Annotated in this window: 10 protein-coding genes; 3 read left to right on the top strand and 7 right to left on the bottom strand. The window is 60.3% G+C overall.

What is annotated here, in order from left to right; all coding sequences use genetic code 11:
- Positions 1–383 precede the first annotated feature (383 nt).
- The gene (locus tag QO005_RS00790; RefSeq protein ID WP_307156071.1) at positions 384–752 is read left to right on the top strand and encodes an Hpt domain-containing protein; all 369 of its coding nucleotides are present in this window, start codon (positions 384–386) and stop codon (positions 750–752) included.
- 185 nt (positions 753–937) lie between these two features.
- Here the strand turns inward: QO005_RS00790 and QO005_RS00785 are convergent, their stop codons facing one another.
- The 4 genes from QO005_RS00785 to QO005_RS00770 form a co-directional block, all read right to left on the bottom strand.
- Positions 938–1486 carry a hypothetical protein gene (locus QO005_RS00785; protein WP_307156070.1) on the bottom strand — a complete coding sequence of 183 codons (549 nt, stop codon included), beginning with the start codon at positions 1484–1486 and terminating at the stop codon, positions 938–940.
- A gap of 126 nt (positions 1487–1612) precedes the next feature.
- Entirely contained in the window at positions 1613–2695 is a 1083-nt protein-coding gene (locus QO005_RS00780; protein WP_307156069.1) for a YcjF family protein, read from the bottom strand.
- Positions 2692–4170 (bottom strand): YcjX family GTP-binding protein, encoded by a 1479-nt coding sequence (locus QO005_RS00775; RefSeq protein WP_307156068.1) that lies wholly within the window; start codon positions 4168–4170, stop codon positions 2692–2694. The genes QO005_RS00780 and QO005_RS00775 overlap by 4 nt, the downstream gene beginning before the upstream one ends.
- Before the next feature lie 171 nt (positions 4171–4341).
- The gene (locus QO005_RS00770; protein ID WP_307156067.1) at positions 4342–4854 is read right to left on the bottom strand and encodes a SixA phosphatase family protein; all 513 of its coding nucleotides are present in this window, start codon (positions 4852–4854) and stop codon (positions 4342–4344) included.
- A 575-nt stretch (positions 4855–5429) separates the two neighbouring features.
- Here QO005_RS00770 and dksA point away from each other — a divergent pair.
- Complete coding sequence (dksA, locus tag QO005_RS00765; protein ID WP_307156565.1) at positions 5430–5849, top strand: RNA polymerase-binding protein DksA; 420 nt, start codon at positions 5430–5432, stop codon at positions 5847–5849.
- A 207-nt stretch (positions 5850–6056) separates the two neighbouring features.
- Here dksA and QO005_RS00760 read toward each other — a convergent pair whose 3' ends face one another.
- Complete coding sequence (locus QO005_RS00760; protein WP_307156066.1) at positions 6057–7259, bottom strand: flagellar biosynthetic protein FliO; 1203 nt, start codon at positions 7257–7259, stop codon at positions 6057–6059.
- A gap of 379 nt (positions 7260–7638) precedes the next feature.
- Here QO005_RS00760 and cckA point away from each other — a divergent pair, with 379 nt between their 5' ends.
- Positions 7639–10260 (top strand): cell cycle histidine kinase CckA, encoded by a 2622-nt coding sequence (gene cckA / locus QO005_RS00755; protein ID WP_307156065.1) that lies wholly within the window; start codon positions 7639–7641, stop codon positions 10258–10260.
- 83 nt (positions 10261–10343) lie between these two features.
- Here the strand turns inward: cckA and QO005_RS00750 are convergent, their stop codons facing one another.
- Both QO005_RS00750 and QO005_RS00745 read right to left on the bottom strand, forming a co-directional pair.
- Positions 10344–11267, bottom strand: a complete 924-nt coding sequence (locus tag QO005_RS00750) for a pseudouridine-5'-phosphate glycosidase (RefSeq protein WP_307156064.1) — start codon at positions 11265–11267, stop codon at positions 10344–10346.
- A gap of 36 nt (positions 11268–11303) precedes the next feature.
- Positions 11304–12245, bottom strand: a complete 942-nt coding sequence (locus QO005_RS00745) for a carbohydrate kinase family protein (RefSeq protein ID WP_307156063.1) — start codon at positions 12243–12245, stop codon at positions 11304–11306.
- Between the last annotated feature and the right edge of the window lie 209 nt (positions 12246–12454).

Raw genomic sequence — 12454 nt, 5'->3', positions numbered from 1 at the left:
CCCTTGAGATCCCGGCTCACCGCCATCCCGAGCCGGATCCCGGCAGTCTCATGGCCATGCTTCCTGCGGAAAATGACGGTCTACCCATACCACCAGAAGCCGCGTTCACAAAGCTGGACACACTTTGCCTGCCTATCCGTTCCGTAGTGACACATTCCAGATAACGATACAATTAACGGCGCATGTTATCCCACGGTCTTCCTTTCATTATTAACACTTTTTAAACATGTTGAACGGGTGAAAGTGGCGGATTTGGCGGCATTTGATGAAAATTAACCATAAGGCAATTTTTCTTCATGAGCGGTGCCTGAATTTAACCCCAATCCCACCCTTTGAAGGCGATCCTCACAAACAACGTCCATCAAGAGAGGATGCCGTTTTCCATGCCCGCTGCTCCCGCCGTTTTTGAAAGCCCTGATCTGCCTTCCGAGCCAAGCCTGCCCGGGGCGCGGCCCATCGATCTTGCGCATCTGGCGGTGCAGACCATGGGGGATCGTGCGCTGGAAGCTGAAGTGCTTCAGCTTTTTGCCCGCCAGGCGCGTGGCAGCCTGCAGGAACTGGCCGCGGATAATGCCAATCGCAAGGCCGTTGCGCACAAGCTGAAGGGCGCGGCTGCCGCCGTGGGAGCCTTCAATGTGGCGGCGGCTGCAGCCCTGGTCGAAAGCGGGCAGCAGGATGCCGCAGCGCTCGCTGCCGTAGGGGCGGCCGTGGTAGAGGCGGAACACTTCATTCTCAAATTGCTGCGCGGCTAGAGCGTTTCATTGTTTCGTGGAAACATTGAAACGCTCTAACTCTTTGTTTTTAAGCATTTCCGGTGGGAAAACCGGTTTCCACTTTTCCTGGAAATGCTCTGGAGTTTGTCAGGGAAAAGCAGAATCTGGTCTTCCCGAAAAGACATCTGAAATTCAAAAAGGCCCGGCAGACCGGGCCTTCAATCCTATTCCTTGATGGAGCTGACCGTCGTCTGGTCCATCTGACGGTTGAGCCTGAGCCCGATGACAGGGATCATCCGGTCTTCCACCTTCACGGAAATGGTGATGTTCATCGCCTTGTCGTCCTCGACGCTGGCCACCATGGCGCCGTTCAACTTCTGGCGGTTGATGCCCATGACGGCCTTGGAGCCAGTGATCTGGCCCGAGACGATATCCAGCCCCTTGCCGTCGGCGCCATCCAGGAACTTGCCCTGATAGCTATTGCCTTTCAGCGAGATGACCGCATTCATCGGCTGCGAGAACACGCCGACCCGGCAGGTGCCGCCGAGCTTGATGCCGACATCGGAGCCGTCCGCCGGTTCACCGGTGAGGTTGCAGGTGAATTTCGTGCCCTTGTATTTTCCGGCGACGATTTCACCCGGACCGCTCCACAGACCGGCAACGGATTGGAAAAATTCACGATCCTTTTCCGCAGCAAAGGCTGCGGAAGCGGGGAGGGCGGCGGCACATGCGATGGCAAGACTGCCGAGAAGCGAAAACAAACGGGAGGGCATCGGCTTTCCTTGGCGCGATCGACACAAATTCATGATCCCAACATACGCCAAAGATGGTTAATTTTCCCTTTCACTTCCGGTTTTGTCCGTAACGCCTCATCAGGCACACGCGTTGCAGCATTGCGTTCAAGTCTCTGTTTTATTTTTGTTTTTGTCGGTCATGGAGGGTGTGAGGTCGGAGGCGAAATCACTAATGCCCGGCCTTTTCAGAGCCTTGAATTCCAAGGGGCGGCAGAGATCCATGGCAGCAATGCCGATTCTTGCGGTCATCAGACCGTTGATGACACCCTCGCCCAATCGGGCGGAAAGGCGTGAAGCAAGTCCATGGCCCAGCACCTGCTGGGCAAGGCCGTCGCCGATCGCAATCGATCCGGTCACGGCCAGATGGGCGAAGACATCCTTCAGCAGCCGCAGCATGCCGAATGAGCCCGGCCTGCCGCCATAGAGTTCCGCCATGGCCCGCACCAGCCTCACCACTTCGAAGAGGACATAGGCGAGGTCCACCAGTGCGCGCGGGCTGACGGCGGTGACCACGGAGACACGCTTCGATGAGTTGACGATCAGCATCCGCGCCTTGGCATCCAAAGGTCCAAGCAGTTCACGTTCCGCCAGCGCGATCAGGTGCGGAGCGTCGATCACGTCACTCTCGGCCTCTTTCAGGGTCGTGCGTCCGCGCGCCGTTTCCGGGCGGTGACCCGTCAGCGCGATGACCTCGCCCACCAGCTTGCGGGCTTCGGACGCCGTACCTTGCAGCATCAGGCCGGATGCCTTTTCCTTGATCGACTGCACCGCATTCAGCCGGTAGATACCTGCTACCTCGCGGGCCACCACCGCAAAAAGCGCCAGAAGGCCGATGCCCAGCACGGCAAGTGCTGTGTAGCCAAGCCAATCGGACCGGTTGAAGAGGTCGCGGATCAGGTCGTCGATCCAGACACCGAGCGCCAGTGAAAACAAGGTGCCGAAGGCGGCAGCCGCCAGCCTGCCGAAGGAAAAGCCGCGCTTGCGCCGCACCGGCAGCGGCGGCGGCGGATCGGCTGCGGTGAGTTCCGATAGAAACGGGTCCTCGTTCTCCGGCACGAGTAGGACGGCGCTGTCGAAGCTTTGCGGCGGGCGCTTGATCTCCTCGGCACGAAGCTGCCCCTGGTCTTCGTCCAGTGCGAAGGCTGCGGGTCGGCGGCGCGCGCGGTCATCCATGGGGGGCTTGGTCATGCGAGACGGTCTCCGAGCAGGAATTGCAGGGCGCGGTCCAGACGGATATGCGGCACCGAAAGCGTGATGCCGCCACCGGTTTCTTCCAGTTCCGGCGGACGGAAACGAACGATGTTGAGGTCGGGAAGGTCCTGAGTGTCCACCTCCCGCCCTTTCTTGCCACCGAAGAGAAGGGAGATGTCCCGCGGCAGGTCGCCGGGGAAAACAGCAGTCTTGCGCTTGCCGTCGAAGCGCTCGCGGCCAATGGTTTCGCCTTCCATCGGCGTACCCACCACCACGGGCAGGGCCTGACCGTCCTGCTTGACGCTGGCCTCGCGGGTGGCGCGCACGGAGGCCAGCGCCAGCACCTCGATGCCAGCGCCTGCCATGCCCATGCGGGTGATGGCACCATCCACCAGCCGCCTGGTGATGGCCTGCAATTGTTCATGGCTTTCATGATGCAGGTGATCTGCCTTGGTGGCGGCGACCAGCACCTTGTCGATGCGTCTGCCGATCAGGCCGCGCAGCCAGCTGCTGGTGCCGGGACGGAAGCAGGAGAGAACGTCGCCAAGCGCCTTTTCCAGATCCTGAACGGCTTCCGGCCCGCGATTGATGGCCTGAAGCGCGTCGATCAGCACGATCTGCCGGTCAAGGCGGGCGAAATGTTCGCGAAAGAACGGTTTGACCACCACGCTCTTATAGGATTCGAAGCGCCGCTCCATCATGGCCTGTAGCGAGCCGCGCACCGCCTTGGCACCGGGTGCCAGCGGCAATGGCGCGAAGGTGAGGGCAGGCGAACCTTCCAGATCGCCAGGCATCAGGAAGCGTCCCGGCGGCAGCGTGGAGAGCGAACGTGAGTCTGCCTTGCAGGCCTTCAGATAATCGGCAAAAGCCGCCGCCAGTTCGCGTACCTCGGCCTCATCGGCGGGGGCATCGGGATCGAGCCTGCCGGCCAGCGCCAGCCAGCGGGCGGACAATTCGGCGCGAATGCCGGTTCTGGCCAGTTCGATGGTGTTGGCGCTGAAGGTGCCATAGTCCTGCGCCAGCAGTGGCAGATCCAGCAGCCATTCGCCGGGATAATCGACGATATCGATGGCAAGCTTGCCGCGCGAGAGCAGCCTGCCCCAGCCGCTGGCGCTCTGGTAATCCACCACCAGCCGCAATTCCGAAATCGCCCGCGTCGAATCCGGCCAGAGACGGTCGCGCACCAGGGCGCGGATGTGGTCTTCATATTGAAAGCGGGGCACGGCATCGTCCGGCTGCGGTTCCAGCATCACGCGGGATATGCGGCCACTCTGCATGGGCTCGAACAGCGGCAACCGGCCCCCATTCAGCAGATTATGGACGAGCGAGGAAATAAACACCGTCTTGCCCGCACGGGAAAGGCCCGTCACGCCCAGGCGGATGGAGGGATAGAGGAGGTTCGAAGCCCGGTCGGTGAGGTTGTCGATGGCAATGCGCGTTTCATCGGCGAAACTGGTCAGGGATGGCGTCACGATCCGGCGGGTCCTGTCTTCGGTTTGACCTGTCATCGGACGGGAAGCGAAGTGAATGCTCCCCGTCTTTGCTGTACGGCGGCAAGGCGCGCCAATCCCGCGACCGGCATGGGCCGATGGCGGATGTCGGTGGTTTATATAAGGTGTTTACACGCCGTTTGAAGACGGAGATCAGGCCGCCACAAAATCAACGAGATGCCAACCGGCTCGGGTGTCATCGTTCCCGGTGATTGCATCGAGCACGGCGAGACCTGCTGGCGGATAACCCTGCGGAATGGCAGAGGCCAAAACGTCGCCGCCGGCCAGCAGATGAAGCAGTTCCTCCATGGCTGGATTATGTCCGATCATCATGACGGAAGCGGCGGGGCCAGAGGACTGCAAGAGTTCGAGATAGGTTTCCACCGGAGCGTTATAGAGCGCATCGATAAACCGGAAGGGCACATCCATGCCGCAGAGCCCGCGCGCCAGCGCATCGGCGGTTTCGCGGCAGCGGCGGGCGGTGGAAGAGAGCACGAGATCGGGGCGGTATCCCTTGTCCAGCGCCTTGTCGGCCACCACTTCCGCCTCTGCATAGCCATGGCCGTTCAGGGCGCGATCAAAATCCGTCTCCCCGGGCTTTGCCCAATCGGCGCTGGCATGGCGGAGCAGAAAAATACGGAAGGGCGGCGGAAGAACGGCTGGCATGCACGAGGATCCCGAACTGAAGCTATTTTTTCTTTAGAGCATTTCCAGGGAAAGTGGAAACCGGTTTCCCGTCCGGAAATGCGTAAAAGCGGACGCGCATTTCCAGGGAAAGTGGAAACCGGTTTTCCGTTCGGAAATGCGTGCCCGCAAAGAAACAACAACAAGATTGGGGATGGAGGAAAATTCCGGGAGCCCAAATATTAGGCAGAGGACTTGTTGCCTCTTGTATAAACGATAACGGTCTTCACCGGATAAGGCGTGGCCAGGGTTAAAACAGGACGCTGTCACCCGAAAATGACTTGCCTTCCTATCCGCAGAATTGCTTAAAAACAGGGACTTAACCCCGGAACATGTTGGTGGCAAGACGGTTGGATGACGGTTTCAGACCGGCCATGCAGTGCGCAAACACGCCCCTGGAATGGCATGGGTACTGATTGTAAAACCGATTAAAAACTAGTCCTTTAGCCGATTTTTATGACAAATTTAAAAATGGTTCCAAGCCTTTCTTGAGGCTTGAATGCGACCCTTTGAAGAGCTATACACCCGCCAGTGAGATGTTCTTCAGGAGAATCGCGTTGAGTGAGAAGATCAATCTTAGCGACTATGTGCTCTCGGAAGACGATGAGTTCATGAACGCCAATCAGCGCGCTTACTTTCGCGCTAAGCTGATTGCCTGGAAGAATGACATTCTACGGGAAGCGAGGGAAACCCTCGATCATCTGGCCGAAGAAAGTGCAAATCATCCGGACCTCGCGGACAGGGCTTCGTCGGAAACCGATCGTGCCATTGAGTTGCGTGCCCGTGACCGCCAGCGCAAGCTGATCTCGAAGATCGACGCGGCGCTTCAGCGGATCGAAGATGGCACCTATGGCTATTGCGAGGAAACCGGGGAGCCGATCGGTTTGCGGCGCCTGGATGCACGGCCGATTGCAACGCTTTCGATTGAGGCGCAAGAGCGCCACGAACGACGCGAAAAAGTCTATCGCGACGAATGAAGAAGGATCAAGGGCTCGCTTCGGCGGGCCTTTTTGTTGATCGAAAGTGATGGCTGCTGTTTAGAGCATTGTCCGGCCGGAGTGAAACGAGGGCCGAAAAGCGCTCCAACCTTTGCTTGCGCATGCGAGCCTTGGGTTCGGACCATAAACGAGAACATAGAAAAAGCCGCTCAAGCCTTGGCCTGAGCGGCTTTATTCATGTGTGCGTCAATTCTTGGTGGCGTTCATTTCCCCGAAAATTCGGGCAATTTCATCCTGAAGATTACCATCGGCCGGTTTTTCCTTCTCGACCGTTGACTGACCTGCAGGCTGCGGCGGGCGGATGGGCGGCACAGCGCGCGCCACGGGCGGCTCGATCGTGGGTCTGGCGGGACGTGGCGGTGTGATGTCCGCTTCCGTCTGCATTTGCGCATCCAGAATTTTTTCAAACTCACTGCGCAGCTTGGCGTCATCCGGCTCCGGGCGCGCCTGCGGTTCGGGTGCTGCGGGGCGCGCGGCAAAACGTTCCGGCGGAAACGGCTGTACCTTGGGTGTCAACACCCGGTCGCGAGCGGCGTCCAGAATGGCGGAAGCGTCTTCCGATTTCAAAGGTGCCGCTACGGGTTCGGGTTGGACCTCAGTTTTCGCGGCCTCGGGGGCGGGCGGAGCCGGTTCGGCTTTTACTGGTTCATTCCGGCTGGCTTCAGGCTTTTGCGGCGGCTGAGCCGTGACCTCGGGGGCCGCAACCGGCGGAACGGCAGCTTCCCGCACCACGGGGTCTGCCTCTACGGAGGGAGTGGTGCGGGCTACAGCTGCTTCCGCTTTGGCAACGGCGGTCGCAGCAGGAGGCTCGGGAGCGCGGGGGGAAGCCGCTGGGCGCGGCTCGGCCTTCACAGGGGCAGTTGCTTGCGCTGCCGGGCGCGGCTCTTGAGGCTTGACGCTCGGGACAGGCTTCTGCGCTTTTTCGGCGGGAGCAGGTGGAATGATGGGCTGTGCCGGTGCTTCTGGCGCAAGAGCGCGCGGCGCGATCTGCTGCTCTGTCTGCTGCTGATCGGTCACGGTGAGCGGCGATGCCGCCAGTTGCTCCGGCTGGCGGGCAGCAAGAGCCGCCTGGGTCGCGAGTTCTCCTGCCAGATAGGTCTTGGGCTCTCCGATGCCGCTTTCAATAACGATGTCGCTGGGACCGCCGATCAGGATCAGATGTTCGATATTGTCCCGTCGCACCAGAACCAGTCGCCGTCTCGCATCCACCGCCGCCGCATCCAGAACCTGCAGGCGCGGCTGACGATTGCGACCGCCGCGAACGAAAGGCGAGGGCGCGCGATTTTTCAAAATCCAGAGCACGACCACAAGCACCGCCAGCGCCAGAAACACGCCAAGCGCGGCAATCAGAAAGCGGCCTCCATAGGCGTTCATAATATCGTCCATCATGGTCGCTGTCTCCGTCGCATCCTGAACTCACATCGGCAAGGAATGATCGCAGCATTCCCGCTCTCTCACGAGCCTCTATTTCGTTTATCCCCTCAGGAAAACCGTTTTCCCCCGTTCCTGACAGATTTCGTAAAGAGGCAGCCGCACCGGCCAGCCTCTCTTCACGGGAGCTATGTAACGCGGTTTAACCACTTGGGAAGGTGGCATGGCCCACAAGAATGCGGCAAAGCTGAGGGATTGGCTGTGAATGGCCGTATTTGTGGGGGTGCCGGAGCTTTTTGACGGTTCCGCAAGTTGATAAAGATAGGTGTGGCAGCGATTCTCGCTGCCGGGGCGTTTCCACTGCCGAAGCGCGCGCCTTAAGCCTGATGAGGAACGAATGACCAAGCCGCCGCAGACCGATGACAGCCTCGGGCCGCTCGTCGATCGCCGTCCGCATGGCGGGGCCGCCGTGAGGATCATTATCCTCGCCTTCGTGCTTCTGGCGGCCGCCGCAGCGCTGGTCGTCTTCAAGAATGCCCTGGACAATCAGATCGTTCTGGGCGTGTTGGGCATTCTGGCGATCGTCGGCATCTTCTTTCTTGTCTCAGCCGTCATTGGCTTTATCGAGGTCATGCCGCAAACGCCCTCGGACGGTCTGGGCCGCGCCTTTCTCGACAGTCAGAGCGAAGGCACGGTGATTACCGATTCCCGGGGCCGGATCATCTATGCCAATGCCGCCTATGGCCGGATGACGGGCGCGCGCCGCGCCACAGACGTGCAGACGCTGGAAACCCTGCTCTCGCGCCATCGCGAGGCGGGCGAGGCACTCTACAGGCTGATCAATGGCCTGCGGGAAGGGCAGGAGGGCTATGAGGAATTCCGGCTGCTGAAGCCGCTTGGGCCTTATTCCGATAACGGTTCGGGGGCGCACTGGTATCGGCTGCGCGCGCGCCGCCTTGTGGGGCAAGGCGACGGCCTGCAAATCTGGCAGATCGCCGATATCACCTCCGAGCGGGACGATCAGGAGCGGTTTTTCAAGGAGTTGCAGAACGCCATCGATTATCTCGATCACGCGCCTGCCGGCTTTTTCTCCGCCGGGCGCAAGGGCGAAATCTTCTATCTCAACGCGACGCTGGCCGAGTGGCTGGGTGTGGATCTTACACAGTTTTCTCCCGGCTCCGTTTATCTCGCCGATCTGGTCGCGGGCGAGGGCATGGCGCTCATTCAGTCTGTACAGGCGCAGCCCGGGCTGACACGTACGGCAACGCTCGATCTCGATCTTCGCCGGGCCGATGGCCGCAGTTTCCCGGCGCGGCTTGTGCATCGCGTCCGCTCCGCGCTGGATGGCGCGCCCGGCGAAAGCCGCACCATCGTGCTTGCCCGGCAGGAAGCCAGCAACGGCGACCGCTCGGACACCGTCGCCTCCATGCGGTTTACCCGCTTCTTCAACAATACGCCGATGGCAATTGCCTCGGTGGATGGCGCTGGCCGCATTCTCCGCACCAACGCTCCGTTCCTGAAGTTTTTCGCCGATGTGGTGTCGCGGGACGAAATCGACCGGAAGGCAAAGCTGGAAGTGGTGCTGCATGCAAATGAGCGTGAGCGCTTTGAAGAAGCGCTGTCCGCCGCGCGTGACCGGCAGGTGGATATCGCCCCGATCGATTCCCGCCATCCCAACGACGACAGCCGCCACTTCCGCTTCTATGTGAATGCGGTGATCGACCAGAGCGATGAGGCGCCGGAAGAGGCGGCTATCGTTTACGCCGTGGATGTGACGGACCAGAAGGCACTGGAAACCCAGATGGCCCAGACGCAGAAGATGAATGCCGTGGGCACGCTGGCGGGCGGCATTGCCCACGACTTCAACAACGTGCTGACGGCCATCCTCCTGTCCTCCGACCATCTGCTGCTGCAGGCACGGCCCTCCGATTCCAGCTTTGCGGACCTGATGGAAATCAAGCGGAATGCCAATCGTGCCGCTGTGCTGGTACGGCAATTGCTGGCCTTCTCGCGCAAGCAGACCATGCGCCCGAGCGTGCTGAACCTGACCGATGTGATCGGCGATCTGCGCATGCTGGTGGATCGGCTGATTTCCGGCACCAATGTGAAGCTGCATGTGGATTACGGGCGCGATCTCTGGCCGGTGAAGGCCGACCTTTCCCAATTCGAACAGGTGCTGATCAATCTCTGCGTCAATGCCCGCGACGCCATGCCGGAAGGTGGCCGGATCACCATCAGCACCCGCAATATTGCCTCGGTCGAGGCGGCGGCCTTCAATTATCGCGGTCTGCCAGCAGAGGAATTCGTGCTGGTGGAAGTTTCCGATAACGGAACCGGTATTGCGCCGGAAATCATGGACAAGATTTTCGAGCCCTTCTTCACCACCAAGGAGGTGGGCAAGGGAACCGGGCTCGGTCTTGCCATGGTCTATGGCATTATCAAGCAGTCCGGCGGCTACATTTATCTTGAATCGGAAGTGGGTGAGGGAACCTCCTTCCGCATCTTCCTGCCGCGCTTCATTCCCGAAACTGCTGCCGTTGCGGCCGCTATTGCCGCGCCGCAGGAAGGCAAGGAGGCCGTCGTGCCTGCGGCGAGCGTGCCGGTCTCGCAAACCTCGGGGTCCGAAAACGAGCCTGCCGATCTCACAGGTAAATCTGCCGTGGTTCTCCTGGTAGAAGATGAGGATGCGGTGCGCCGAGGCGGCAAGCGCATGCTGGAAACCCGGGGTTATACCGTGCATGAGGCAGGTTCCGGTGTCGAGGCACTCGACATCATGGAGGAACTGGACGGCAAGGTGGACATCGTGGTGTCCGATGTGGTGATGCCGGAGATGGATGGACCGACCCTGCTCAGGGAATTGCGCAAGAAATATCCGGACCTGAAGTTCATCTTCGTTTCCGGCTATGCCGAAGACGCCTTTGCCCGCAACCTGCCGGCGGACGCGAAGTTCGGCTTCCTGCCCAAGCCCTTCTCGCTCAAGCAACTGGCCGTCGCCGTGCGGGAAATGCTGGACGCCTGATAACTGGTTTGGCCAGCGCGCATGAAAAAACCGGGCCGATAGATGATCGGCCCGGCTCCTTATTTTTCAGCAGTCATTCGATTTCAGCTCATCGCCACGGCAATTTCCGCCGCCAGACGGGCATTGTTTTCCACCAAGGCAATATTGGTGGCGAGGCTGCGGCCTTCCGTGAGATGGAAGATGTTGTCCAGGAGGAAGGGCGTAACTGCCTTGCCCATAACCTCTTCGCGCTCAGCATTGGCAAGGGCGCGGCCGATATAGATTTCCATTTCCTCGCGCGGAATTTCATCGTCCTCCGGCACGGGATTGGCAATCAGCATGCCGCCATCGATGCCCAGTTGTTCACGCACCTTCTGGAAATTGGCAATGGCTGCCGGGCTTTCGAGCGTCAGCGGGCTCTTCAGGCCGGAATCCCGCGACCAGAAGGCGGGGAAGACGTCGCTGTCATAGGTCACGACCGGCACGCCACGGGTTTCCAGCACTTCCAGCGTCTTCGGAATATCGAGAATGGCCTTGGCGCCGGCACAGACAACGATGACCGGCGTCTTGGCAAGTTCTTCAAGGTCGGCGGAAATATCGAAGCTCTCCTCCGCGCCGCGATGCACGCCGCCGATGCCGCCCGTGGCGAAGACGGAGATATTGGCGCGGGCGGCGGCAATCATCGTGGCGGCAACGGTGGTTGCCCCTGAGCGACGCTCGGCAATGGCAAAGGCCATGTCGGCCCTCGATACCTTCATCACATGTTTGAGCTGGGCCAGCTTTTCAAGTTGATCGCCCTCAAGGCCGACATGCAGAACACCTTCGATGATGGCGATGGTGGCGGGCACCGCACCGTTTTCGCGGATGATCGCTTCCACGCTTTTCGCCATCTCAACATTCTTCGGGTAAGGCATGCCGTGGGTGATGATGGTGGATTCCAGCGCGACAATCGGCGCATTCCGGCTTTTGGCCGCAGCCACTTCACGGGAATAGACAATGGGAAGAAGCGGGGAGGTGACTCGGGTCATGATCAATCCGGATTATGGCTTTGGCAGGTGGCAGCTTCAAAGTCTTGAAGGCTGGGGCACCTGCCGGAGAGCTGTGGCAAGCATATCGGCGTCGAGATTTTCGACGGTTGCGTGAGGGGATAGCAGGGTAAGCCCTGCCAAGGCAACACCATGACGCAGGGCTTGCCCCAGATCCTGGCGCCGCGAAAGCCCAAAAAGCACACCGGCGGCAAGGGAATCACCCGCGCCGGTCACATCGGCAATGGCGGCAAGGGGCGGGGGTTGCAAAATCCAGGCTTCCATCCCGGCAAAGGCCACCACGGGACCGGCGCCATGGGTTACCACGCCGCCTTTAAGCCCCGCCTTCCGCAGCAGGTCCGGCCACTTCGACGGATGGTCCGCCTCGGCCGCAGCTACGACGGCGGCTTCGGCGCGGTTGAGGAAGAGATAATCCAGGCCTTCCAGGCATGATGCATAATGTCCGACCTTGGCCGGGGAGATGGCAATGGCTGCGAGAGGACGGTTGAGTTGGCGCGCGCGGGCTGCAATGGCCGCCAGGGTTTCCGCCGGAAGATTGGCATCTACCAGCACGGATTTTGCATCCTCAAAGGCGGCGCGAACGGCTTTGATCTGAAGGCGGCGCGGGGTGAAGAGGCGATAGAGTTCCATATCGGCAAAGCCGATCACCAGATTGCCGTCCCGTTCCAGAATGGCGGTGTAGCTCGGCGTGGCGCGGTCGAGAAACGTGAAAGGCCGGTCGTCGATCCCGGCATCCCGTGCCGCCTCTCCTACCCGCTCGCCCAGTCCGTCGCCGCCGCGCGGTGTGATCATGGCGATGTCCAGACCAAGCCGCGAAAGCGCGCGTGCGGCGTTGAAGGCGCCTCCACCGGGTTCCTCGATCCACGTGCCCGGATTGGAGGCACCCGGAACGGTCTCGCCGCTGATGCGGCCACGCCGGTCTATATGGGCTCCGCCCAGCACCAGAATATCCATCGTCACGCGCAATCCTCGCTCGGTTTTACGCCGAATCGCTGTCCGTCCAGACCGTCGCCACATACTCTGGAAAGACCGAGGGGCCTCCCGGCGAAGTCTATGAAAACATTAAGAGAACAAAACCCGGAAAAAGAAATGATGGCAATGGGTTGAGCCAGGGTTGAAATATGAGAACAAAAAGAGTACATATTCCGCATCGGCTGCTTCGTTGCCTA

The sequence above is a fragment of the Allorhizobium paknamense genome (genome assembly GCF_030815125.1).
GTDB classification, from domain to species: Bacteria; Pseudomonadota; Alphaproteobacteria; order Rhizobiales; family Rhizobiaceae; genus Allorhizobium; species Allorhizobium paknamense.
The sequence above is the reverse complement of the archived record's forward strand: the minus strand, read 5'-3'. Positions and strand labels throughout refer to the sequence as shown.